Annotated in this window: 21 protein-coding genes; 17 read left to right on the top strand and 4 right to left on the bottom strand. The window is 59.0% G+C overall.

What is annotated here, in order from left to right:
* Positions 1-21 precede the first annotated feature (21 nt).
* The 3 genes from ROO76_19995 to ROO76_19985 form a co-directional block, all read right to left on the bottom strand.
* Positions 22-2715 (bottom strand): FecR domain-containing protein, encoded by a 2694-nt coding sequence (locus ROO76_19995; protein MDT8070455.1) that lies wholly within the window; start codon positions 2713-2715, stop codon positions 22-24.
* Positions 2716-2888: 173 nt separating this feature from the next.
* Positions 2889-3398 carry an HNH endonuclease gene (locus ROO76_19990; GenBank protein MDT8070454.1) on the bottom strand — a complete coding sequence of 170 codons (510 nt, stop codon included), beginning with the start codon at positions 3396-3398 and terminating at the stop codon, positions 2889-2891.
* 85 nt (positions 3399-3483) lie between these two features.
* Positions 3484-4425 (bottom strand): ComF family protein, encoded by a 942-nt coding sequence (locus tag ROO76_19985; protein MDT8070453.1) that lies wholly within the window; start codon positions 4423-4425, stop codon positions 3484-3486.
* Positions 4426-4592: 167 nt separating this feature from the next.
* Here ROO76_19985 and ROO76_19980 point away from each other — a divergent pair, with 167 nt between their 5' ends.
* The 11 genes from ROO76_19980 to ROO76_19930 all read left to right on the top strand — a co-directional run bounded on the left by ROO76_19980 (position 4593) and on the right by ROO76_19930 (position 18402).
* Positions 4593-6620 (top strand): oligopeptide transporter, OPT family, encoded by a 2028-nt coding sequence (locus tag ROO76_19980; GenBank protein ID MDT8070452.1) that lies wholly within the window; start codon positions 4593-4595, stop codon positions 6618-6620.
* 157 nt (positions 6621-6777) lie between these two features.
* Positions 6778-7743 (top strand): DUF5996 family protein, encoded by a 966-nt coding sequence (locus ROO76_19975; GenBank protein MDT8070451.1) that lies wholly within the window; start codon positions 6778-6780, stop codon positions 7741-7743.
* Between the two features lie 107 nt (positions 7744-7850).
* On the top strand, positions 7851-8456 hold the full coding sequence (locus ROO76_19970; protein MDT8070450.1) for an enoyl-CoA hydratase/isomerase family protein: 606 nt from the start codon (positions 7851-7853) through the stop codon (positions 8454-8456).
* A 195-nt stretch (positions 8457-8651) separates the two neighbouring features.
* On the top strand, positions 8652-10268 hold the full coding sequence (locus ROO76_19965; protein MDT8070449.1) for an acyl-CoA carboxylase subunit beta: 1617 nt from the start codon (positions 8652-8654) through the stop codon (positions 10266-10268).
* 21 nt (positions 10269-10289) lie between these two features.
* Positions 10290-10595 (top strand): hypothetical protein, encoded by a 306-nt coding sequence (locus ROO76_19960; GenBank protein MDT8070448.1) that lies wholly within the window; start codon positions 10290-10292, stop codon positions 10593-10595.
* A 112-nt stretch (positions 10596-10707) separates the two neighbouring features.
* A complete protein-coding gene (locus ROO76_19955) occupies positions 10708-12999 on the top strand; it encodes a tetratricopeptide repeat protein (protein ID MDT8070447.1) in 2292 nt (763 codons plus the stop codon).
* Positions 13000-13057: 58 nt separating this feature from the next.
* Positions 13058-13915, top strand: coding sequence for a hydroxymethylglutaryl-CoA lyase (locus ROO76_19950; protein MDT8070446.1), 858 nt, complete (start codon positions 13058-13060; stop codon positions 13913-13915).
* 4 nt (positions 13916-13919) lie between these two features.
* On the top strand, positions 13920-14780 hold the full coding sequence (locus ROO76_19945) for an enoyl-CoA hydratase-related protein (GenBank protein ID MDT8070445.1): 861 nt from the start codon (positions 13920-13922) through the stop codon (positions 14778-14780).
* A 62-nt stretch (positions 14781-14842) separates the two neighbouring features.
* A complete protein-coding gene (locus tag ROO76_19940) occupies positions 14843-15352 on the top strand; it encodes a thioesterase family protein (GenBank protein MDT8070444.1) in 510 nt (169 codons plus the stop codon).
* A gap of 145 nt (positions 15353-15497) precedes the next feature.
* Positions 15498-17057, top strand: a complete 1560-nt coding sequence (gene hutH / locus ROO76_19935) for a histidine ammonia-lyase (protein ID MDT8070443.1) — start codon at positions 15498-15500, stop codon at positions 17055-17057.
* 436 nt (positions 17058-17493) lie between these two features.
* Entirely contained in the window at positions 17494-18402 is a 909-nt protein-coding gene (locus ROO76_19930) for a VWA domain-containing protein (GenBank protein ID MDT8070442.1), read from the top strand.
* Position 18403: 1 nt separating this feature from the next.
* On the opposite strand, the gene ROO76_19925 is transcribed toward ROO76_19930, so the two are convergent.
* A complete protein-coding gene (locus ROO76_19925; protein ID MDT8070441.1) occupies positions 18404-18976 on the bottom strand; it encodes an HDIG domain-containing protein in 573 nt (190 codons plus the stop codon).
* 358 nt (positions 18977-19334) lie between these two features.
* On the opposite strand from ROO76_19925, the gene ROO76_19920 reads away from it, so the two are divergent.
* From ROO76_19920 to rseP, 6 genes are all read left to right on the top strand, one after another.
* Positions 19335-19736, top strand: a complete 402-nt coding sequence (locus ROO76_19920) for a helix-turn-helix transcriptional regulator (GenBank protein MDT8070440.1) — start codon at positions 19335-19337, stop codon at positions 19734-19736.
* Positions 19737-19935: 199 nt separating this feature from the next.
* Positions 19936-20169, top strand: a complete 234-nt coding sequence (locus tag ROO76_19915) for a hypothetical protein (GenBank protein MDT8070439.1) — start codon at positions 19936-19938, stop codon at positions 20167-20169.
* Positions 20170-20309: 140 nt separating this feature from the next.
* Complete coding sequence (locus ROO76_19910; GenBank protein ID MDT8070438.1) at positions 20310-21080, top strand: isoprenyl transferase; 771 nt, start codon at positions 20310-20312, stop codon at positions 21078-21080.
* A 56-nt stretch (positions 21081-21136) separates the two neighbouring features.
* Positions 21137-22030, top strand: coding sequence for a phosphatidate cytidylyltransferase (locus ROO76_19905; GenBank protein ID MDT8070437.1), 894 nt, complete (start codon positions 21137-21139; stop codon positions 22028-22030).
* A 22-nt stretch (positions 22031-22052) separates the two neighbouring features.
* Complete coding sequence (locus ROO76_19900) at positions 22053-23246, top strand: 1-deoxy-D-xylulose-5-phosphate reductoisomerase (protein ID MDT8070436.1); 1194 nt, start codon at positions 22053-22055, stop codon at positions 23244-23246.
* A 79-nt stretch (positions 23247-23325) separates the two neighbouring features.
* Positions 23326-24657, top strand: a complete 1332-nt coding sequence (rseP, locus tag ROO76_19895; GenBank protein ID MDT8070435.1) for an RIP metalloprotease RseP — start codon at positions 23326-23328, stop codon at positions 24655-24657.
* Position 24658 lies beyond the last annotated feature (1 nt).

The raw sequence follows: 24658 nt of genomic DNA, 5'->3' as shown, positions 1-24658 counted from the left end.
ATTCAGCACATCACCGGGTTCTCAATGTCGTCGGCCGACAGCGCCACCAGAAGAGCGCGCTGCGTGGGATCCACCACCTCCGTAGGAATGTCCACCGCCACCTCCGTAGGAACGACCAGCATAGGAACCAGCGCTGTAGGACCGTCCGGTGCTATAGGCGCGCGACCCGCTATAAGAGCGGCCGCTGCTGTAGGCACGTGGGCTGCTGTAAGAAGGTGTCGAACGCGAGTACGTGGCGCGCGGCGCTTCGGACCGTGAATAGCTGGGAGACGAATAGCTACGCGAATACGATCGTGCGTAAGAAGAACTCGGCCGGGAGTAAGCCGGCCGATCCATGCGTGAGTTGTTTCCATATTGCGTCGAGTAGTCAGACCTGGGCGAGAACGAGGACGCTCTCGCCGAAGAGAAGCTCTGACGCGGAGAATAAGACGCCGGGCGAACCGAGTACGATCCGGAGTCGGAATACGGCGAAGGATACGGGCGGAGCGACGAACGCTTTCCCGCATCGCCCTTCGCCGGTTTGTTTTCCGATGGGCGCTGAACGTTGTGTTCAGTCTTCGGTGCGCGTTCTACGCTGTGCGCCGGACGATTCTCCTGAACCGAACGGCGCTCTACGGCGGGTTCGCTTCGAGGAGAGGCGTTGCGTTCAACAGTTGGACGCTCGACGTTTGCCGGTGCGCGGTTTTCGTTGCGAACAGCATTGTTCTCCGCGGGACGCGGCACGTTGCGTTGTGTCGCAGAGTCGGCTTGATCGTTCGCGTTGTTGCGGTCGAACACCGGGGATCGGCCGTTCTGCGGCGTGCGGTTCGCTTCCGACGGTTGAGAACTGCGACGCATCTCGGGTGGCGGAGTTGCGTTGTCCTGGCGCCCCGAGTTCCCCTGCGCGTCTATTCGTTGACGCTCGGGCGGACGTGGTACGTAGTGCTCGTTCGCAGGCGCGTTTGGCGAATGGACGGCGCGAGTCGGGCCACGATCGTTCGAGGCGTTCTCGCCGGCGTTGCCGTCCATGTTGATCACACGGGGCGAACGTTCGGGAGGACGCGGGACGACGTGACCGGGCGCGTTGCCGGGTTGACCGTTATTGGCATCCATCGAACGGTTCGCGCCGGGATTGCCGGGGCGCTCGCCAACCGACGGGCGATGAATGTTGCCGTTTGAAGGCCGAGCCGCTTCTGCCGGGGTAACCGAGACCCCGTTGCCGGGATTTGCTGCCGGACGGTTATCAGGGCTGTTGCGGCGCCCGTTCGCTTCTCTGTTTCCAACCATGCCCGGGTTGCGATCCGCGGAAGGGAAGCGGTCCTCGAATTTTGCGGGACGCGCAGGCGGCGTCATCTTCGAAACAACGGGACGATTCGCTCGGTGAGGAGGAATTGCCGCCGGAGCGTTTTCACGTCCACCCAGCACGGCCGCACGCGTCGGCGTGACATCGACGGAACGCATGAAGTGCCCGCCCTTGAAATCGTGATCCGAAACCCGTACCAGGTCGCGGGCCACGGGACGTCCGTGCTGCAGCGTTCCCGTGTTCACCGCAGAAAAGCCGTGCTGCTGGTTCACGTAGTGGACGTTTTGGAACTCTCGTCCGCGGCGATTGTAGTAGTTGTTCTCGATCACCGTGATGTTGGTGATATGCGTGTTGTAGATGTTGACGTTGCGGAAATATCCGCGACTGACGCGATAGTACGGATAGTATGGTTCACCCCAGCCCAGCGGAACCCAGCCAACCGCAGGACCGCCGAAGGACATTCCGACGCCCCAACCGGAACCGCCAAACCAGGCGACCAATGCGGGCGCGTAAATCGGTCGATAATGACGCGGTCCAGGACACCAGCCCCAGCCGTATGAGGTGTAGACCCAGCGGCCGTAGTGGAACGGAGCAAAGCCCCAGGGCGAATCGTCAACCCAGGTCCATCCCCACGGCGCGATCCATGCCCAGTGTCCGTAGCGATATGGTGCCCAGCCAACAGCCACGCCGCGCGGATACCAGACATAGCCATAGGTCGGAACCGGCTGCCAATAGCCATATTCATCGAGGTCTTCGTAACCGATCACGTCGCTGGAGACATACTGCAAAGATTGGGCGCGGTCTTCACGCTTGTCGCGAACCTCGCACCAGTCGTCGAAGCCATCGGGACGTGGCGCTCCCGCCATTGTGTGCATCAGAGTGTTGCCGTGCTCGAAGCGGGCCATTTCGCCGGACTTGACTTCTACGCCACGGCCGTTGCCGTTGCCTTCGCCCTTACCGCGACGAACGATGACGTTCGTGGTATCGCCAATGGCATCGACTTCAAATCGATAGTCTCCGGGCTTCAGGAGCGTGAAAGCGACGTTCGGCGTGTCGATCTCGTAGATTTCGCCGTTGTACATCCTGCGAACGTGGACATTGAGCACGCCCTGGTCGAGTTCGAGCTGCACGGTATTGTCGGAGAGATTGCTGATCGTGAGGCTGGTCTCGCTGTCCATGCGCAACGCGGCAGTCGCGAGCGTGAGTTCGGCGCGAGAATCCTTGTCGGTCCAGACGCGATCGGCAGTTGTAAGAGGCCGATTCATCGTGGCGGCAACCCAGTCGTCAACGCCACCGGGTTGAAACGAAACTTGACCGCTCATGTACTTGAGCCTCAACACGCGGTCTGGGGGGTCGCCGGCGAAGGCCGGCGTGACAATGATCAATACGAGGGCGGCTATCAGTAACGCTGTACTGCGGGGAAGCTTCGTCATAGAGCTAGCCCTGCCTTTCCCATTCCAGAATTCCTACCCTGAAATCCCGGTACTAAGTGGCACCTTTCGGTCAGTAAGAACCCTAGTATCCCAGAAAACACTCGCCAAAATGAAAGTATTTACTTACACGAAGGTACCGTCGGGATGGGGACTTCCGATATCTACATAAGTCATTAATAAAACAGATACTTCCTCCACTTGGCATCGGACCGGCCCATCATTCGCATGATGTGGCGGCTGGTGTGGAGAGTGAACGGACGAGGCTCACGCATTAACTTCATGCCAGCCTCATGAGGCAGCATGTTGCCTTTCTCGCGGTTGCAATCGTGACAGCAGGCTACGAGATTTTCCCAGGTTGAGGCCCCGCCGCGAGATCTCGGGATCACGTGATCGAGGGTCAAATCCGAGGACGGCAGAACGAGTCCGCAGTACTGGCAGGTGTTGCGATCACGCAGAAGGATGTTCTTGCGCGAGAGAGCGCGAGTCTGGTGCGGAATGCGGCGATATTCCAGCAGGCGAATGACCGATGGCACGCGCATGGAGATGCGCGTCGAGTGCAGGAAGTGTCCATTCACCTCTTCGGTCATGGCAACGCCCTTCAGCACGAGCACGATGGCGCGCCGTGCGGCGCAGACGTTGATCGGCTCATAGGAAGCGTTGAGCACGAGAACGGGAGCGTGCATGGGCGAATAATGCACTTCGGCGGGCACATGCGACTCCATGTGTCGCGGTGATCTATGACTCTCCGATCTAGCAGCAGACATGGCCTTATCCCCGCGCCGCTATCGCCAACGGCGCTTGCTGATTAGAATCCCTTGCTTCGGCGAAAGTCGCGGACACTCGCACCGCTCGCGCCACCGTCGCCACCCAAATGTGTTTCGCGCCCCCGCGCCGCAGCACACGCGTACACTCGGCAACGGTCGCACCGGTCGTGAGAACGTCATCGACCAGGAGAACTTGTTGGCCCCGAATACGCGAACGCGAGGTCACACCGAAGGCTCCACGCAGGTTTGCGGCGCGCTCTTCGCGTGTCATTCCAACCTGCGACGGCGTATCGCGACGCCGTTTCATGAGCGCGACTTCCAGGGTGAAATGCGCGTTCTGATATCCATGTAGATGCCGCAGCGCCTCTTTCGCGATCAACTCTGACTGGTTAAAGCTTCGCTGTCGCAACTTGGCGGCGTGCAGGGGAACGGGGATCACGATCACCTCTCCACGCAATTCCAGGGTGTTGGCGGCCTCTGACAACATGCGGCCGAGAACCTTGGCCGCGGGTTTGATCTGTTCATACTTCAAAAGATGAATTAGTTCGCGCAGCCCACCTGTGTAGGGACCGTAAGCGGCGGCGCGCTCGAATGGCGGTGCCTCAAAAGCGCAGTCCGGGCAAAGGTCGGTCGAGGACTGATAGCCAACGGGGAACAGGTCTCCGCAGGCGCGACAACGGTCGGCGGGCATCTGTTCTATCCGGTTTACGCAGGCCTCACACACCGGCAGGCGCGAAACTGTATTCAGGGGTGTGGAACAGAGACGGCAATCGGACGGGAAGAGAGCGCTATATAGGCTGCCGAACAAGGCGTTCAGCGTATTGGCAATAAGAGGCCTTCCGGGTGGCGCCTGGACCCCATCGGCCCGAGTTCGGTCTCCGCTACTGCTGAAGACGACCTCCTTACCGTCCGCTTCGGGAGCGGCCCGAAGCACCGAAAACTGCATCTTCGGCGGGAACGTGGTTCAAGTATACACCGGTTCCCTTCGCGACTGAATAGCGCATCGTCACGACGGCACAGGTTTTACGCACTTGTAATAATGCTCAGCGGCGTGCTACTTTGCGCGGGTTCCCTGTTAGTCGTGTCTACAACACGTATAAAGGACCTGTTTTCATGAGCTCCCCACAACAATATCGTCCCTATGTTCCCGCTGACATGCCGATGAAGGAGTTTACGCTCCGGGCGATCATCCTCGGCCTAATCATGACCGCGATTCTAGGCGCGGCCAACGCTTACCTGGGCCTCAAGGCCGGTATGACAATCGCGGCTACTTATCCGGCTGCCGTGATCGGCATGTCCATTCTCAGGATTTTCAAAGGCTCGCTGCTGGAAGAAAACATCGCCCGAACCATCGGCTCCATCGGTGAGTCGGTGGCTGCGGGCGCCGTGTTCACAATACCGGCATTCGTCCTCGCCGGAATCTGGCCGGGACTCACCGCAGCGAAGTACTGGCAATCCGTCGCGCTCATGGCGATCGGCGGCACGCTGGGCATTCTCTTCGTTACGTTGCTGCGGCGCGTGATGGTCGAAGATCCGGAGCTTCCGTATCCCGAGTCGGTGGCAGCCTCGCAGATTCACAAGGCCGGACAACAGGGGAGCAAGGCCGCGAAGATCCTGTTTGCGAACATGGGATTCGGCGCGGTGTTCTATTTCCTGAGCCAGATCAACCTGTTTGCGTTCTCGCGAACGGTGGTGTTCAACATCAGCGCAGTTGGTAAGAAACTGTTGCTGCGTACCGCAACGAACCCGAATGTCGGGACTACCGTAACCGGCGGTGCGACAACCTTCAGTTGGCCGGATATCTCGCCCGCTTACCTTGGCGTGGGATACATCATTGGACCACGGCTGGCGGCACTGAACTTCGCCGGCGGCGTGCTGGCGTGGGGCCTGCTGGTTCCACTCTTGACCTACATCCTTGGACCGTACATGCAGCCCGCCACGGGTGCACAGATTCCGTGGCCGACGATTGCCGGCTCCATCTATTTCTCGATCGTCCGGCCGATCGCCGTCGGAGGCATGTTGGTGGGCGCCTGCTACACGCTGTTCAAAATGCGCAAACAACTCGGCATCGGCATTGGGCGAGCGGTTTCGGACTTGAAGAAATCGGCCCAGGCACATGAGGCGACCGACCGCACGCAGCGCGATTTGAACTCCAAGGTCGTCTTCGCCGGCATTGCGTTGGTACTCATCGCGATGATCGCGCTGTACTACTTCTTCATTTCGGGCGCCGGTGGCCTGGCGAGCAACAAGATTATTGCGGGTGCAGTCGTCGCCGCGGTCGTGATGGTGATTCTCGGGTTCTTCTTCGCGGCGGTCAGCGGCAACCTGGTGGGCATGATCGGCTCGTCGAACAACCCGGTATCCGGCCTGACTCTGTGCACGCTGGTGGTTGCAGCGCTGCTGATGGTGGCGCTCGGCGTTTCGGGAATTGGCGGCGTGACCGCGGTGCTCGGCGTCGCGGCCGTGGTTTGCGTCTCGTCCGCGGTCGCCGGCGAAATGCTGCAGGACCTCAAGGTTGGGCACATTCTCGGCGGCACTCCGTCGAAGATGCAGATTGGCGACCTGCTTGGGATCGTTGTGGCATCGTTGGTTCTGTTCTTCCCGCTGGCAATACTCGACAAGGCGTATCACTTCGGCAGCGCGGCTCTTCCTGCTCCACAGGCCGGCTTGATGGCGATGCTGGCGCAGGGAATCGTCGGTGGCAACATGGCGTGGCCGCTGGTAATCGTCGGCATCCTGATGGGCTTTGCGCTGATCATGATCGAAGTGAGGAGCCCGATGCTGTTCTCCGTGGGCATGTACCTGCCGCTGGGAACGACGTTCGCGATCTTTGTCGGTGGCATCCTGCGTTGGATTACCGACAAGTTGCGCGACCGTGCCAAACTGAACGACGCACAGAAGGCGCGCGTAGAGAACGCCGGAGTGCTGACCGCTTCAGGACTGATCGCGGGCGAAGCGCTCTGCGGATTGGTAATCGCGGGAATCGTCGGCAGCGGCCGCCAGTTGTGGTCAATTATGGACCATCCAAATTGGATCTACGGCCTGATCGCCCTGGTTGTGATTGCGACGGTGATGATCCGCGTTCCGCTGGCCAATGCCGGCAGTCCGGACGAACCGGCACCGCCGACAGCAGTCATGTAGGCGATTTGCAGTTCACAACAATTCGACTGCTCGGAATAGCCCCACTTCTGCTGAAACCTGCAGGTGTGGGGCTATTCGCACTTGGGGAGTTCGTGACGGCACCTTCATTGACCGCCTGATGCAGTAAGATAGGCATCCTCTTGTGTGGGGGTATGCCATGGTTTCCTCTTCCATAACTCCGAATTTTTTTGCAACTCCGAATGTCTGGCCACCGCTGCCGCTCAAGGAGTGGAAGCCTACCTTGCAAACGCTGCACATGTGGACGCAGATGGTGGGGAAGTTGCGCTTGCGGCTGGCCCCGCCGGTGAATCACTGGTGGCACGTGCCGCTGTACGTTTCGTCGCAGGGGCTGACGACCGGGGCAATGCCGTATGGCGATTGCGTGGTGCAGGCGACGTTTGACTTCCAGGAGCACGCGCTGGTGCTGGAGTGCAATGATCGGCGCAAGGTGAAGATCGGGATGTATCCGCGCACCGTGGCAGATTTTTATCGCGAGTTCGAGTCGGCGCTGAAAAAGCTGAAGATCGATGTGCGCATCTGGACGATGCCGGTCGAGGTGCCGAACCCGATTCCGTTCGAGCAGGACACGAAACACGCGAGCTATGATCGCGAGGCCGTGGAGCGATTCTCACGCGTGCTTCAGACGATCGAGCCGATCTTCGAGGAGTTCCGCGGACGGTTCATTGGCAAGTCGAGCCCGGTGCATTTCTTCTGGGGAAGCTTCGATCTCGCAGTTACGCGTTTCTCAGGGCGCCGCGCGCCGGAGAAGGACGGTGCGGACGCGATAACCCGCGAAGCATATTCACATGAAGTCATCAGCGCGGGTTGGTGGCCCGGTGGCGAGTCGGCATGGGGGCCAGTGCTGGAGTATCCCGCGTTCTACGCGTATGCGGCACCGGCGCCGGAAGGATTCGCCGAAGCGAAAGTCCGGCCGAACCGTGCCTTCTATCACAAAGAACTAGGCGAGTTCCTGCTGAAGTATGACGACGTGCGGGAGTCGGCAGACCCGCGAGCGACGTTGCTGGAGTTCTGTGAGAGCACCTATGAGGCGGGGGCGACGCTGGCGAAGTGGGATCGTGGGGAGTTGGAGAGGCCGGCAGAGCGGGAACGAAAGACGGCGTGAGGGAATCGGGCGAACGCAAAAGGCAAACTTGAAGTCGGGCAATTAGCAATTAGTAAAAACGCAATTCGAAATTCGCGAAACCGACCTTCGCCCGATATGATTCCGCAGTGGTGACCTTCTACGAACTCGAATCACGAGAGTCCGCCAATGTCTTGCGACTGAGCGGTGACGAAACAAACCGCCTGACCCGGTTGCGCGTGAAGGCACTCACCACGGTCACGCAAGAACTGGCGCGAGAGGTGAATCCGAAGCCACTGATCATCACTGGGAATAAGCATTTCTTCTCGGCAGGCGCAGATTTGAATGAGATCGCCGCGCTCACCGGGGTCGAGGCGTATGAGTTTGCGGCCATGGGCCAGGCGCTGATGAATACCGTCGCGAACTTCCCTGCTCCGACGTATGCCGCTGTCTGGGGGTATTGCATGGGCGGCGGGTTCGACCTGGCACTCGCATGTTGCTATCGCATCGCCCATCCGCATTCGGTGTTCGGGCATCGAGGCGCGGCGCTGGGATTGATCACCGGTTGGGGCGGGACGCAGAGGTTGCCGCGCTTGGTCGGGAAAGCCAAGGCGCTTGAGATGTTTTTGGCAGCGGAGAAGATTCACGCTGCGAAGGCGCTCGAGATCGGTTTGGTGGATGAGATCGCCGAAGAACCGGTGCAGGCGTGCGTGGAGAGGATTACCACAAAGGCACGAAGGCACGAAGAAATCTGAAGTTGGTTCGATCCGGCCCTTTTCAGCTTTGCCCCTTTGCCGTTTTGCCGTTGTTGCACCCCTTCCCTGTGTCATTTACGCTTATCGGTTACTTATGCAGTCATAAGGTGATTCATGGCGGATAAGATTACGACCGTTCCCACCAACGTCATTCCCAATACAGTCGATCCTTCCAGCAAGCGGTATGAGATCAACATGCGCGAGCTGGCGCACAAGATGGCCGAGATTCGCAACCAGGAGGAGAAGATTCTCGAGGGTGGCGGCCAGCGTGCGATTGAGTCGCAGCACAAGAAGGGTCGGCTGACGGCACGGGAGCGGCTGGCGAAGCTGCTCGACCCGGGCGTGGAGTTCTTTGAACTGAGTCTGTATGCGGCTCACGAGATGTACGAGGAGTGGGGCGGAGCGCCGGCGGCGGGGGTGATCACCGGGCTTGGTCGCGTGCGCGACCGGCTTTTCATGATCATCGCCAACGACGCGACGGTGAAGGCGGGCGCATTCTTCCCGACGACGACGAAGAAGGTGATCCGCGCGCAGAACATCGCCATCGAGAACCGACTGCCGACGATTTATCTCGTCGATTCGGCGGGGGTCTTCCTGCCCTTGCAGGAAGATGTTTTCCCAGACACCGACGATTTCGGGCGCGTGTTTCGCAACAACGCGGTGATGTCGGCGTTGGGAATTCCGCAGATCACGGCCATCATGGGCATGTGCGTGGCTGGAGGCGCGTACCTCCCGGTGATGTGCGACCACATTTTGATGACCGAGGGCTCGGGGCTGTTCCTCGCTGGGCCGGCTCTGGTGCAGGCGGCGATTGGGCAGAAGAGTTCGGCGGAGGAATTGGGCGGGGCAACGATGCATGCATCGATTTCCGGCACCGTTGATTTCAAGGAGCCGAACGATGAGGCGTGTATCGAGCGCATTCGCTCGCTGGTGGACAAGATGGGATACCGTACTCCGGCTCCGTTTCATCGCGCGGAAAAGGTCGAGGCGCCTCTGTATGCGGCGGAGGAGTTGTATGGCATCTACGACCCGGACCCGTCGAAGCAGTACGACATGAAGCAGGTGATCGCTCGCATCGTCGATGGCTCGCAGTTTGACGAGTACAAGCCGGAGTATGGCGAGACGGTGATCTGCGGATATGCGCGGATTGGCGGCTACGCGGTCGGGATCGTGGCCAACCAGAAAAAACACGTCCACCAGGTGGATCACAACGGCAACAAGCGGATGGAGTTCGGCGGCGTGATTTACACCGAGTCGGCGGAGAAGGCGGCACGGTTCATCATGGACTGCAACCAGAACCTGGTGCCGCTGGTGTTTCTGCACGACGTGAACGGCTTCATGGTGGGCAAGGACGCGGAGTGGAGCGGCATCATTCGCGCCGGGGCGAAGATGGTGAACGCGGTTTCGAACTCGGTGGTGCCGAAGATCACGGTCATCATCGGTGGATCATTCGGCGCGGGACACTATGCGATGTGCGGCAAAGCCTACGATCCACGGTTTGTATTTGCCTGGCCGAGCGCGCGGTATTCCGTCATGAGCGGCGAGTCGGCAGCGGGCACGCTGGTTGAAATCAAGATCAAGCAACTGGAGCGCGAGGGCAAAAAGCTGACCGACCAGGACAAGAAGGAACTGTTCGAGTCGGTGCGCGACACTTATGCGAGGCAAATGGATCCGCGGTATGGAGCGGCGCGCCTGTGGATCGACAAGATTATCGACCCGATCGAGACGCGGGACGCGATTACGTGGGCGCTGAGAGCGGCGAGACATAATCCGGAGGTGCCGCCGTTTCGGGTGGGGATATTGCAGACGTAGCGCGGCGACATAAAGCGAAAAATGAATTCACGGCAGGGGGCCCTTTTCTTCTGGATTGCGCAGGTGTTGCTGGCGCCTGCGTGGGTGTGTTTTGCGGCGACGGCCACGCTTCGGGCCGGCGTCACGTTTCCTATCCTGCTGAAAGTAGGACTCTCCTGCGGACTGGTGCAAGTTCCGTGCACGGCATTCGCCGCCGTTCTGGTGCTCGCCTCGGCTATGGGCGAATTGCTCCCCAAGAACCGCCTTTTAGTGCTCTATTTTGAACTCGCCCTCGCGGCCGCGATGATTACCTTAGTCTTTGCCTGGCGGGGCGTTTATCGACGGTAAGAGCTTGTAAATTAGCGGTTTCCGTACTACGTTATCTCGCAAACGCGGTATTCTGAGTCGAAGGAAAACGGTACATCCTGGAGGGGGAGATTTGCTAGGGCTGGGGTCGCGCTTGCGTCGTTGTGCCGGCGTCCTCCTGCTCCTCACCTGCCTGCACGCTTTTGGGCAGTTTGAGGACCCGGAGACGACGCTGCAGCGCGGAGACACGGCGCTCGGCCAGGGGCGGTTCGATATCGCCCAGTCAATCTACCAAGGAGTTCTAGCCGCAAATCCGAATCTCAAGATCAGCAACTGGCGCTGCCGGAACATCGCCGAAGCGAATATCCGCGCAACCCATCCCAACCTGAAGGCCGGTGCTGATTGGCTGCAGCGTGCAGTCGATCAGAACTCCAGCGATCTTTCGAGCCGCGAGCGCCTCGGCGGGGTTTTGCTGCAACTCGGCGAACCGGACCGGGCCGCGGCGCAGTACGACTACCTGCTGAGGAAGAATCCGGACAGCCAACCGTACGTGCTCGGGATGGCTGCGGCGCTGCGGGATTTGGGCCAGTACGGCGAGGGATCCCGGTTGCTCTCGGCTGCTCTGCAGCAAAATCCGAATGACCCGGAACTGCGTGTGGAATACGCGCGCAATCTCCTGTATCAGCGGCAGTATGCGGCGGCGAAGGACCAGTATCGGATGGTCCTGAGGTGGTACCCGGATAACACGGACGCGCTCATTGGGCTGGGGAAGGTTTATTCGTGGCAGGGAAACCAGCAACTGGCGCTGGAGCAATATCAGAAAGCGCTCGTCGTGGATCCGGGGAACTACGATGCGCTGGTGGGTCAGGGCTTCTCGCTCATCTGGAGCGACCGAAAGAGTGAGGCCCTTCCGATGCTGGAGCGGGCCAATTCGCGTCACCCGGAAGTTGCCGAGGTTCGGGACGCTCTCAAGCGGCTGGGTGCGGTGAATATTTTCACAGGCGATGTCAGCGCGGGTGCCCCGGAGTGGCCGATCCTGGCGCCAACAATCAAACGCACAAACGACAAGAGCCGGGGGAATACGACTACCGCATGGAATCCCCCATTGCCGTTAGTGGATGAGGCGAGCGAATCGGCAAAGAAGCCGCAGGCATCCAGTCCGGCGCCGACCAATGGCAATTCGCAGCCGGGACACAGCAATCTGTGGGTTATCGGAATGGGGCTGGCGGTGCTGGTGTCGGTGTTCGTGGTCGCCGCATTCTTCCTTTTCTTCCTGCCGACCGTGCGAAATAAGAAAGAGGGCAAAACGGTGGTCGCGGCGCGCCTGGCCGAAGCCACACCGGCGCCGAATCCGGTGGAACAATGGGCGAGGTTGGAAGAGTTCTCGCGACCGCCCCGGGTTGAGAAGCCGGCGAGATCGTATCGACCGGTAGAGCCAGCGTCGAAGATGCAGGCGGAACCTCTGCCGCTCTCGGAATTGCTGCCGGCGCCAAAACCATCGGAGCCGGAAGTTGAAACGGAACCGCAGGCTGCACCTGCACAGGCGATGACCGCGGCAGTCGAAGGTTCGGCAGCAGCATCCGCGCAGAATGTGGAAACTCCGCGGGCAGAGTTGCCAGTTTCACAGGAGGCCGAGGCGCCGAGAACGCCGCGAAGACGTCGTGGTGCTGCAGCACCGGAGCGGCCGTGGTGGCGCGACCTTTCAAACCCGGACCTCGCGAAATCCATTCAGCAGGACGAGCCTGAATCTGCCGCCAACCCGATGTCACAAATTGTGCCGCTGCGACCGCTGTCGCCATTCCTGGATGCTCCGGACGACGTGGTTGTGCCGTCGGATGCACCGAATCCTCTGACGCCGGCTTCGGAGAAACCTTCACCCCCGGAGGAGCCGCCACCGTCCCGGCCGTTCACACAAGTACTGCAGCGCGCGTTGGAACGGGCCGGCGATGGACAGGCCGAGGAACCGCCGGAGCCTATCAAGGCGCACGAACCGGAAGAGACGGACATACCGCAGTTATCCCCGAACGGTAATGGAAGCGGGAGGGCTGTTCGTGTGGCTCATGCCCCGGAACCGGAGATCGCGCGCGCGCTGAACGAGGCGAATATTGTGATCGTCGGTTGTGGCGTGATGGTGAGCCACTATCGCACCGTTTTGAAGGCGGCGGGCGCGGATGTTCGCACGTTCACCTTCTGGGACCTGGCGATGAGTTCAATGCGCAAGCGGCGCGCCGACGTGTTGTTGATCGACGGCGATGCGCTGGACGGACTTACGCCGGTACAGATGTACACCTCGGCCCAGGTGGAGAAATACATGTTTGGGTCAATCCTGGTGGGCGTCAGTTCCGACGAGGATCGCACGGCTTTACCACAAGATGTTGTCTTGGCACACAGCCTGACGGACGACGATCTGAGAACCCGCTTCATGGAATCTCTGCAAGCCTCGTAATTCCTGCACAAGACGAGCCGATGCTTTAGGATATTGCTGCGCGAATTGCGCAAATGCCATGGCTGATTCCGTCAAATTGATTGAGTGCCCTCGCGACGCCTGGCAGGGACTCGAAAACCAGATACCGGCAGAGTTGAAGACGAACTACCTGAAAGCGCTGGTGAGCGCAGGGTTCAGGCACATCGACGCGGTGAGTTTCGTCTCGCCCAAGGCTGTGCCGCAGATGGCCGACAGCGAAAAAGTTCTGGAACTGCTCGATATGTCCGACGATGTCGAGATCATCGGGATCGTGGTGAACGAGAGGGGGGCCGAACGCGCAATTGCGACGCAAGCGGTGCGGACAATCGGGTTTCCATACTCGCTCTCCGAGACTTTTTTGAAGCGCAATCAGAACCAGACTCCGGAGGAAAATTACGACGCGCTGGAGGCCATCTACAAGAAAGCTGACGAGGCCGGCCTGGATATGGTCGTGTATATCTCGATGGCGTTCGGCAATCCGTATGGCGATCCGTGGAGCATCGACGAGGTGATGCAAGCGATGGAGAACATCTCTGACCTGGGCGTCATGTCGATATCGCTGGCGGACACCGTGGGAGTGGCCACGCCGGAGCAGATTGCGGCGCTTACGCGCGAGGCGGTGGAGCGCTTTGAGGGATTCGATACGGGCGTGCACTTGCACTCGCGGCGCAGCGACGCGGCCCCAAAAGTTCTGGCGGCATATGATGCTGGGATTCGGCGATTCGATTCGGCGATCGGCGGATTGGGCGGTTGCCCATTCGCGGGAGACAAACTCGTTGGAAATATTCCGACGGAGATTGTCATCGAGGCGCTGGAAAGCCGCGGAGTGGGATTGGCGATACGGAAACCGCTGGATCAGTTGATTAAGGCGAGCGAGGAAATCGGGAGGCAGTATTGAGATCGTGCCGTCGCATCAACGTGCCATCGAGCCATTGCGGTTCGATCGCACAACGGCACGATTGCACGATGGCACCATTCACATGAGCTACGAAACGCTACTACTTCAGTTCGATGGCCGGCTTGCGACGATTACTTTCAATCGCGCGGAGAAGCGCAATGCGATCAGTTATCAACTGATCGATGAGTTGCTGAGGGCGTTGACCGAGGTGGAGAAGTCGGCGGCGCAGGTTTTGATTCTGACTGGTGCGGGCAAGGCGTTCTGCGCGGGAATGGACCTGGACGAGTTGAAAGCGCTGACCGGTCTCACGCCGGAGCAGAACCTGAAAGACTCCCAGACAATGGCGCTGCTCTTCCGCTCAATCTACGAGTTCCCGAAGCCCACCATCGCGGCAGTGAACGGAGCGGCCATTGCCGGCGGTTGCGGAATCGCCACGCTGTGCGATTTCACCATCGCATCGGCGGAGGCGAAGTTCGGGTATACAGAAGTGAAGATCGGGTTCCTGCCGGCGATTGTCTCGACATTCCTAGTCAAGCAGGTGGGCGAGAAGGTCGCACGGGATCTGCTGCTGACCGGGCGGATCGTGGATGCGGGAGAAGCGCAGCGAATGGGACTGGTGACGCGGGTGGTCTCGCCGGACAAGGTGCTGGATAGTGCGCGCGAATTGGCCGCGCAACTGCTGGAGAACTCTCCGGAATCGCTGCTGGCCACCAAGCAACTTCTCTCGGGATACACCTTCGACGAATTGAACACGCGCATTCGTGCCGCCGTCGATGCCAACGCGAGAATTCGCCAGACGGCGGACTTCAAGGAAGGGATATCGTCGTTCCTGGAGAAGCGCAAGCCGAAGTGGAGCGAAAAATAATTGACGATTGACGATTGCGCTAAAGAGAATGTCGAAATGACGAATAGAAAAACATCTGCAGGATGGAGACCTTCATTCGTCATTCCGACATTCGACATTCGTCATTTGTTTTTCAAATCGTCAATCGTCAATCCGTCATGACTCCTCACGCACATGCCGATGCCTTTGCCGCCGAAACCCAGCTTCGGGTTCGCTATGCCGAGACCGACCAGATGGGCGTGGTCTATCACTCGAACTTCGTCATCTGGATGGAGGTGGGGCGCGTTGAATTGTTGCGGTCGCTCGGATTCACCTATCGCGAGATGGAGAAGGACGGCTACCACCTGCCGGTCGCCGAGGTAAAGTGCCGGTACAAGGCTCCGGCGAGATACGACGACCTGATCCGTATTCGCACGAGAATCGTCAATCTACGTGGCTACGTAATCCATTTCTTCTACGAGATTCTGCGCGATGAAGACGGCGCGTTGCTTGCCGAAGGCGAGAGCGTTCACATCGTAGTTGGTCCGGATATGCAGAAGACGCCGCTTCCGGAGAAGTACATGGCGCCATTTACGAAGGCGATGGGGAATTAGTTCTTCATACCTCGTTCTTCGTCGGGATCAACTGCTTTGGGTTTTCCGCTCCGAAGTCTAGAATAGGCAATTCGCGCAGCATCACACTCCTTCTTCTTTCCTCTTTTACGAAGAACGAAGAATTAACAACGAAGAACGCTTTCTTATGCCTGCACTTCATATCAACGGAAACGACCTCTCTCTCGAAGATCTTCGGCGCGTGGTTTATGACAAACTCCCGGTATTGCTGGCGCCCGATGCGCGGCAGGCAGTAGAAACCGCGCGCGCGGTTGTTGATGACCTTGTCGCCAAGGACCAGGTCGCCTACGCAATTACAACCGGCGTCGGACAGTTGTCGGACGTTCGCATTTCACATGAGCAGGTCCGCGAGTTGCAGGTCAACCTGGTGCGCTCGCACGCGGTCGGCGTCGGAGATCCGCTGTCCGAGTCCGAAGCACGCGCCATGATGCTGCTGCGTGCGAATTCGCTCGCCAAGGGTTTCAGCGGCGTGCGGCCAATCATCATCGATACGCTTTGCGAGATGCTGAACCGCGGCGTGCATCCGGTCATCCCGTCACAGGGGTCGGTAGGGGCGTCAGGAGATCTCGCGCCTCTCGCGCATCTCGCGCTGGTGTTGATCGGCGAAGGTGAAGCGATCTTCGAAGGCAGACGGATGAGCGGCGCCGATGCGCTCAAGAAGGCGCAGGTCAAGCCGGTAGTGCTCGACGCCAAGGAAGCAATCTCGCTGATCAACGGTACGCAATGCATGCTGGCCGTGGGCACGCTGGCATTGATCGAGGCCGAGACGCTGGCGGATACGGCCGACGTGCTGGGATCGATGTCGCTGGACGCGCTGCGCGGAACAGACGCGGCGTTCGACGAGCGCATCCATCGCGTGCGACCGCACCCGGGACAACTGACGGTTGCGGCCCATATGCGGCGGATGCTCGAGGGCAGCCAGATTCGCGAATCGCATCGGGGCCCCGAGCATAAGAGGGTGCAGGACGCATACTCGTTGCGGTGCATTCCGCAGGTGCACGGCGCCGTGCGCGACACACTAGCCAATGCACGTGCGGTCTTCGAGATCGAGATGAACTCGGCGGTCGATAATCCGCTGGTATTCGCGGAAGGGAAACAGCCCGGAGAAAAGAGGAATCAAGACGCCGCCGTGCGCGGAGATGTCATTTCAGGCGGAAACTTCCACGGTGAACCGTTGGCGTTCGCACTCGATTTTATGGCGATTGCCCTGACGGCCCTGGCGGGGATTAGCGAGAGGCGGATCGAGCGACTGGTGAACCCGTCGCTCAACGAAGGTCTGCCGCCATTCCTGGCGCCAACGGCGGGATTGAACTCGGGCTTCATGATGCCGCAGGTCACGGCGGCGGCGCTGGTAAGCGAAAACAAGGTTCTGGCGCACCCGGCCTCCGCAGATTCGATTACGACCTCGGGCAACAAGGAAGACTACGTTTCGATGGGCATGGCAGGGGCGCTGAAACTCAAGCGGGTGGTCGCGAATGCGCGCAACGTGCTCGCAATCGAAGCCCTGGCGGCAGCACAAGCTTTAGACATTCTCGCCCCAATGAAGCCGAGCAAGCGCGCACAACAGGCCCTGTCGGCGATTCGCGGCGCGGCGAAGATGATGGAGCATGACCGCTCGCTGGCTCCGGATATGGCGCGGGTGGTGGAACTGATCACGCGGGGAGGAATTGCAGAGGCGCTGAGGTAAATGAAATGACGAATGAGCTGCAAACAGATTGAGTCATTGACGATTGTCTCATGACGATTGGACACCTATTTACTGAACCGCTTTTGATCGTCGATGAGAAAATTGTCAATCGTCACTGCAGTTCAATCGTCACTGCAGTTCTGCAGTTCAATCGTCATTGCGACATTTCGCTGTTTTGCCCACCTCAGGCGCTCAGAAGCTGGTCGGCGAGGCGCATCATAACGCTGCGCGAGAAGCCGATAGGTTGCCGGAGAAGAGCCCGCCGAGATCGACGACGGCAACGTTTGTGAGATTCTCTCCGTCGATTTGAAACCGTTGCCAATGCGCGTCTGTAAACTCGGGTGCTACACAGAATGCGCCACTTTTGTTGTAAAGTGCTGAATTTGCGCAGCTTCACTTGTCAGCGCTCAAGGATAGGAATAGTCTGCTCGCGAAAATGAAATGGTTCCGAGTCACGGTGATCATCCTGGCCCTCACCTCGGGCCTTTACTGCGAGCAAACTGATTGTCGATTCTCGGTACCGGTCACTGTCACGGATGCGAAGACGTTGGAACCGCTGATCGGATTCGGTACTGATTCATTTCAAATACGAGTCGGAAAGCAGAAGTTAGCGCCTTCTGAGGTCAGCCATCGGACAATAGATCGAGTATTCCTGTTCGTTGACGCCAGCGGCAGCATGCGAAGCGGACCTCGAAGGTGGGCTATCGTGGTACAGACCGCATACGAGCTTCTCTCGAATATCACCAACAGGGTTCCGTTCACCACAGAAGTATTCGCGGAAAGAGGTCGATCCTTTACAAAGCGGGACGAAGCGTATTCTTACTTGAGATACCTCGGCGAGAACATCACGAAGACTCGGCCGCTCGGTGGACGAACTGAACTGTACGACGACATCGCTTCGGCCGTAGATTCAGAGCATATCGGCATCGATGATGCAGTCATCATCATTACCGATGGTGGCGACAATCTCTCAAAAACCGATGAATCGACATTGACGCGAGAATTGGCTGACCGTGCGATCCATCCTGCTTTCCTGTTTCTTACACCGGAACCAAACCCGCAGACTCTGGTAGAGGAGAATGCGCGCATCAGAATACCGCAAATAGCCGAAGAACTCGGGGGGTTCGTTCTATACCTGCCAAGCACACAACCGAAGAAACCGGAGCACATCCTGCCGCTTCGGTTCTACGCCGAAGCGCTGGCGTACTACCGAGTTACTTTCGTGACATCGGCTCCACGCAATCCGCAACTGAAAGTCGTGCCCCTCACCAAGCCTACGGGCAAATTTCGCAAGTTCGAGGTACACGCTCCAGATCGACTTCCGAGTTGTTCCTTCGAGCAATAAATTAGGGCGCGGCCTGCACTCCTGCCAGTCCCAATCTTTCCGCGATGGTTTTCATCGCTTCCACGCAGAACGTTATGTGTTCGTCGAGATCGACGCCGAGGTCGGCGGCGCCGTTGATAATGTCCTGGCGGTTGACCGAGCGGGCGAAGGCTTTGTCCTTCATTCGTTTTCGCACGGACTTGGCGTCGACTTCGTTGAGCGACTTCGATGGCTTCACCAGCGCGACGGCGGTGATGAATCCGGCGAGTTCGTCGCAGGCAAAGAGGGTCTTTTCCAGCTTGGAGACGCGCGGGACGCCGGAGTAGTCGGCGTGGCTGAGGATGGCCCTTCGGATTTCTTCGCTGACACCGCGCTGGGCGAGGATCTCGCTGCCGCGGAAGGGGTGGTCTTCGGCGCTGGGATACTTCTCGTAATCGAAGTCGTGGATGAGGCCGACGAGGCCCCAAGTCTCCTCGTCCCCGCCGAACTTGCGGGCGTAGGCGCGGACGCAGGCTTCGACCGCAAGCGCATGTTTCCGAAGACTTTCCGACTGGGTGAACTCAGTTAGTAAACACCATCCTTCTTCGCGATTCATCCCTATATTCTCCATGTTTTCGCTGGAAATTGTCCGATATCACGGGAACATTGTCCGCTTTTTTGGGTGGTTATCTCCGTGAAACTCGGAAGATTCATGTTGACATCCACAGGCGGTCTGTCGCAAATTGAGCCCAGCCTAAGGTTAACTTTTCTGGTGCCTTGCACTTGCGAGCACCGGGGAAACCTTGGGGGAGTGCCCGCTCTGGCAACTCCGTAGATCCAGAATGGCCACAACACTTGCGCCGGTCGATAGTCGAGAAGTTGTTCGTTGCGACCATTGCCATTTAGTCCAATTCCGGACAAATAACAATTTATGCCGCCGCTGCAAGACCTCTCTGGACGATGAGCCGGAGCCTGTGATCGTTCAGCCTGCGCCCCAGCCAGTTCCAGCCGAGCCCTCGTCCAGCAGTCTGCCGGTTGCGCTGGCGATCCGCAATCTCCGCCTGCGCGCGGGCCTGAGCCAGCGTCAACTGGCGCAGCGTATGAAGGTACCACGCACATACGTCAGCAAGATTGAAAATGAGAAGGCGTGTCCGACTCTGAGTTCGCTGGAACGCCTGGCGAACGCACTGCACGTGCGCGTGCCCGACCTGCTGAACCCGAACGGGCGGACCATCGAGGACGATATCCGCGAGCTGATGGCCGACGAGTTCACGGCCCAGATGATTCCGTTCGTGAGCAGCCTTACGCCCATCCAGCGCGCATCAATCGTGAACGAGGTTCGCGAGATGACTTTGGGGACACGGCGTACGGCGTAACATCTCTCGCGCTGATTTTCGTGGTGCCCACGTCTGCTGAAAGCGGCAGACGTGGGGCACGGAAGTGACCGGAGCTTAGGTTCCGGTTTGCTTTTTTCCGGGATAAATACGTGGCTACTCAAGCAACGTCCTGAACCAAGGCCCGATTCCAAACTCATATAAAGTTCCCGACAGGCGAGCAGGCGTAAGAGGAGGTCCCGTGCTGAAACCGAGGGTCGCCAGTTGTTTCAATCCGTCCTGTTCGACGCAATTCAAGAGGCTGGGGGAAGGCAAGTTGTTTATTCAGCCGACGCGCGAATTCCAGAAGGGGCAGGAGCGGCGGGTGGTATGGCTTTGCAAGACATGCGCCCACCAGTACACGCTTCAGTACGATTGGGAGCGCGAAGACTTTGTTCTCACCGGGCATCGACCGAATGGCCGCAGAATAGCCTGAACGTGGGGCGGCGTTTCAGTCACAGAGTTTCTTTTCGTCACAAGGTTTGGGGCCGTGGTTCATTGCGCCGAGCCTCTGGCCTGTGCTAGTTTCAAAGCTCAAGTTGAGGTAACTCGTTGCGCACACAAGTGCCCGCCGGGATGAGTCGCAAAGAAGCGGAAATTTTCGAGAGGCTCGATCCCGAGCGGCTTCCGAAACATATCGCAATCATCATGGACGGCAATGGACGGTGGGCTCACCGCCGCCACTTGCCGCGCATCGCCGGACACAAGGCCGGTGCCGAATCGGTGCGCTCCACCGTCGAGACGGCGGCGCGATGTGGGATTCCGTGGCTCACGCTTTACGCGTTCTCGGTCGAGAACTGGAAGCGGCGGCCAAAGACGGAAACGACCTTCCTGATGCAACTGCTGCGCAGCTATCTCAAGAACGAAGTCCCGACGCTGAACAAGAACAACATTCGACTGCAGTACATCGGGCGCAAGCACGAACTCCCGCCGGAAGTGCAAGACCGCATGGATTGGGCGCAGGACGCGACGTCAAAAAACACGGGCACGGTGCTGACGCTGGCGCTGAACTATGGCGCGCGCACGGAACTGGCCGATGCGTTCTCGTCAATCGTGCGGCAGGCGATGTCGAACGGCGGCTTCGAGCATCTCCAGATCGATGAAGAGATGATCGGGAAGCATCTCTACACGGCGAACCTTCCCGATCCCGATTTGATCATCCGCACCAGCGGCGAGATGCGGCTGAGCAATTTCCTCCTGTGGCAGTCAGCCTACGCCGAGATCTACGTGACACAGACGCTGTGGCCGGATTTCCGCGGTACGAACTTGCTGGAATCCATCGCGGAGTTTCAGAAGCGGGAGCGGCGCTACGGCGGGCTGGTGGCGAATCATAGTCAGCCGGCGTAACCAACTGCTATTGAAAGCGTGTGCCTTCTCACCTTCCTCTGCTACATTCATTGACAATGAAACGAGTCCTTACTGCGGTGGTGCTGATTCCGCTGGTGCTGCTGGCGCTGTTCCTGGCGCCGAACTGGCTATTCGCGGTGCTGGTGGGAGCGGTCGCGGTGCTCGCGGCTGTGGAGTACCTGTCGCTTGCGGCCGGCTACGGATACGAGCCGTTCCGGTTTCTTACCTACCTGCTGATCGTCACGTTCTACGGGATCATCCTCTGGGCTACGGGCAGTCCCTCGCCGAACGGCGAATATGTGCTGATCACGATGGTGTTCTTCTTCACACTTTCGCCCTTTGTGTTTCTCTGTGCTGGGATGTCGCGTGAGGACATGCGTTCGGTGCTGCCGGGGGCGGCGGTCTCCTATGTAGCGCTTCCATATCTCGGATTCAGCCTCGCCTGCCTGGTCATCATGAGGATCATGCTGGCGGGTTGGTTGCTGGTTCTGATCACCTTTTTTGTGATCTGGGTGGGAGACACCGCGGCTTATTACGTGGGACGCGCGTTTGGGAAGATCAAGTTCGCGCCGCGGATCAGTCCGAAGAAGACGTGGGAAGGCGCGATCGCGTCAGCCGTGGCGAGCATCATCGTTGGCATCCTGCTGGTGGAGTTTGCGACTCCGATAAGCCGTGGGCTGACGACGATTCACCTGCTGCACGCGCCACTGTATTTCGAAGACACCCCGATGTGGATCACGGCGCTGGTTGCGCTGGCAATCAATATCGCCGGACAGATTGGGGACCTGTTGGAGTCGCTGATTAAGCGTGGAGCGAACGTGAAGGACTCGGGTTCGCTGCTACCAGGTCACGGCGGCATTCTCGACCGAATCGATGCTCTGCTGTTCGCGGCGCCCATCGCGCTGGTGCTCTTCGGCGCGCTGCGTGAGTACTTTCTACAGGTGCCTTAGTTCCTGTATCCTAGGCTCTTCCATGAAGCGGATTGCCATCCTGGGTTCGACCGGCTCCATTGGCCGCAGTACCCTCAGCATCGTCGAGAGTTACCCTGACAAGTTCCAGGTCGTCTCCATGGCCGCGGGTTCCAATCTCGAACTTGCGGTGGAGCAGGCGCGCCGGTGGCGACCGAAGGTGCTTTCGCTGGCGAAGGAGCAGGATGCGGAAACAGTTCGAGCCAAGCTCAAGGGGGCCGAACTTTCCGGAATCGAGGTGGTACACGGGGCGGCGGGCACAGTCGCGGTCTCGACCCACCCGGAGGTTGATTTCGTGGTCAGCGCGATTGTTGGGGTTGCGGGACTCGAAGCTACTTACGAAGCGGTAAAGGCGGGGAAGGCCATAGGTCTGGCTAATAAGGAATGTCTAGTCGCCGCCGGAGAACTGATCACGGCGGAAGCTCGTCGGCAAGGGAAGCCGCTGCTGCCCATCGACAGCGAGCACAACGCGATTCACCAGTGCATGCGGGGCGGCAGGCTCAACGAGGTCGAGCGAGTATGGCTGACGGCTTCGGGCGGACCATTCCTGCACACGCCCAAGGCGGAGTTCGACAACATCACGGTCGCGCAAGCGCTGAATCATCCAACGTGGAAAATGGGACGGCGGATCACGATTGATTCTGCGACCCTGATGAACAAGGGATTCGAGGTCATCGAAGCCTGCAGATTGTTTAACTTGCCTCCCCCGCAGGTTCGGGTCATCGTTCATCCTCAGTCGACGGTACACAGCATGGTGGAGTTCGTGGACGGCAGCCTGTTAGCCCAGATATCTGTGACGGACATGAGGTTACCAATCCTGTATGCCTTGACTTACCCCGACCGGGTTCCATCGGAACTCCGGTTTGATCCCCTGGAGATGCGGAAATTGGACTTTTGTCCTCCGGATTTCGAGAAATTCCCTTGTTTACGTTTAGCTTACGAGGCAGCCGAAGGCGGCGGAGAGAAGACGGTGGCGTTGAACGCCGCCGACGAGGTGGCCGTGGCGGCATTCCTCGAAGGTAACATTCCGTTCAACGCAATCCCGGATACAATTGAGCGAGTATTGAAAGTAACGTCCGAGCATCATCCGGAATCTATTAAAGAGGTACTTGCAGCGGATGCCGAGGCTCGCGAGCGGGCAGGCTCTTTCGTGAAGCAGTTCGGGCGAGGCAAGCAGCCGAGTGCGATGCGCGGTTAGGATTGGACAAGCCCACATCTGCCGAGAGGCGCAGATATGGGCACGTTGGTATAGCAGTCGTTTCGGCTTTTGAGGTTGAATGGTCACCTTTCTCTACGACGTAGTATCAGTTGTCATCGTTCTCGGGATCATGATCGTGGTCCACGAGCTGGGCCACTTCATGGCCGCGAAGATGTTTGGAGTTCGTGTCGAGACGTTCTCGATCGGATTCGGCAAGCGGCTGCTGGGGTTCAAGCGCGGCGAAACGGATTACCGCATCTCTGCCCTGCCACTGGGCGGGTACGTGAAGATGTCAGGCGAGAACCCGATGGAGAGCCGCACGGGCGATCCGGGCGAGTTCATGTCGCACCCGCGCTGGCAGCGATTCATCATTGCCGTGGCAGGCCCATTCATGAACATCCTGCTGGCGGTCGTGCTGCTCACGGCCGTGTTCATGGTGCACGATGAACAGCCGGTCTATCTGAACCAGCCGGCGGTGATCGGCTGGGTACTGGAGAACTCACCGGCAGAAAAGGCGGGGCTGGAGCCGGGCGACCGTATTGCTCGCTATAACAATATGGAGAACCCGACTTGGGAAGATGTCATTTCCAAGGTCATGCTGAGCCCGAATTCGCAAGTATCGCTTACGATCCAGCGCGGAAACGAGACACTGCAGAAGACCATCGTTCCCGAAGCTGTGGGCCCGGACCAGGTTGGCAGCGCCGGGTGGCTGCCGGATTCGCCCACGACGGTGACTGATGTTGAAGCGGGGCAGCCCGCGGCAAAAGTCGGCATTAAGGTCGACGACGAGATCGTGGCCCTGAACGGCACCCCAATCCGCTCCACCCAGGTCATGGTTCGCATGCTCCAGCAGACCGAAAGCAAGCCTGTGGAACTCACTGTGGTTCGCGATGGCAAGGAGATGAAGTTCACGCTCGCGCCGGCACTCACGGACGTTAGCGGCTCGAAGAAATATCGCATCGGTGTGGCTACTGAGCCAGCGGTAAGAATACAGAAGCTGCCGTTCCCAAAGGCGTTCGCAAAATCAGTCGAGCAGAACAAGCGCTACTCGGTTCTGATTCTGGACCTGGTGAAGCGCATGGTCGAACAGAAGGTTTCGATCAAGACCATGTCGGGACCGATTGGCATCGCGAAGATTTCCGGGGAGGCAGCGCAGCAGGACGGCTGGACACCGATCATGATGGTGATGGCTGCGATCAGTCTGAACCTCGGGATCTTCAACCTCTTCCCTATTCCGATCCTCGACGGCGGGTTGATCCTGCTGCTGGCGATCGAAGGCCTGATCAGGCGCGACATCAATCAGACCGTGAAAGAACGTATCTACCAGGCAGCATTCGTGTGCCTGATCTTGTTCGCCGGACTGGTGATCTTCAACGACGTTGTGAAATTACTGCCGCACCGATTCCAGTGAG

The sequence above is a fragment of the Terriglobia bacterium genome, assembly GCA_032252755.1.
GTDB lineage: Bacteria > Acidobacteriota > Terriglobia > Terriglobales > Acidobacteriaceae > JAVUPY01.
Note: the sequence above shows the minus strand (reverse complement) of the source record. Positions and strands in the feature narration are given on the sequence as shown.

Coding starts and splice junctions, on each gene's coding strand:
- ROO76_19940 (MDT8070444.1), top strand. CDS start 14,843: ATGGAGACCTTCATTCGTCATTCCGACATTCGACATTCGTCATTTGTT.
- ROO76_19975 (MDT8070451.1), top strand. CDS start 6,778: ATGGTTTCCTCTTCCATAACTCCGAATTTTTTTGCAACTCCGAATGTC.
- ROO76_19960 (MDT8070448.1), top strand. CDS start 10,290: ATGAATTCACGGCAGGGGGCCCTTTTCTTCTGGATTGCGCAGGTGTTG.
- ROO76_19910 (MDT8070438.1), top strand. CDS start 20,310: ATGAGTCGCAAAGAAGCGGAAATTTTCGAGAGGCTCGATCCCGAGCGG.
- rseP (MDT8070435.1), top strand. CDS start 23,326: ATGGTCACCTTTCTCTACGACGTAGTATCAGTTGTCATCGTTCTCGGG.
- ROO76_19995 (MDT8070455.1), bottom strand. CDS start 2,715: ATGACGAAGCTTCCCCGCAGTACAGCGTTACTGATAGCCGCCCTCGTA.
- ROO76_19990 (MDT8070454.1), bottom strand. CDS start 3,398: ATGCACGCTCCCGTTCTCGTGCTCAACGCTTCCTATGAGCCGATCAAC.
- ROO76_19900 (MDT8070436.1), top strand. CDS start 22,053: ATGAAGCGGATTGCCATCCTGGGTTCGACCGGCTCCATTGGCCGCAGT.
- ROO76_19925 (MDT8070441.1), bottom strand. CDS start 18,976: ATGAATCGCGAAGAAGGATGGTGTTTACTAACTGAGTTCACCCAGTCG.
- ROO76_19965 (MDT8070449.1), top strand. CDS start 8,652: ATGCGCGAGCTGGCGCACAAGATGGCCGAGATTCGCAACCAGGAGGAG.
- ROO76_19980 (MDT8070452.1), top strand. CDS start 4,593: ATGAGCTCCCCACAACAATATCGTCCCTATGTTCCCGCTGACATGCCG.
- ROO76_19905 (MDT8070437.1), top strand. CDS start 21,137: ATGAAACGAGTCCTTACTGCGGTGGTGCTGATTCCGCTGGTGCTGCTG.
- ROO76_19985 (MDT8070453.1), bottom strand. CDS start 4,425: ATGCAGTTTTCGGTGCTTCGGGCCGCTCCCGAAGCGGACGGTAAGGAG.
- hutH (MDT8070443.1), top strand. CDS start 15,498: ATGCCTGCACTTCATATCAACGGAAACGACCTCTCTCTCGAAGATCTT.
- ROO76_19950 (MDT8070446.1), top strand. CDS start 13,058: ATGGCTGATTCCGTCAAATTGATTGAGTGCCCTCGCGACGCCTGGCAG.
- ROO76_19930 (MDT8070442.1), top strand. CDS start 17,494: ATGAAATGGTTCCGAGTCACGGTGATCATCCTGGCCCTCACCTCGGGC.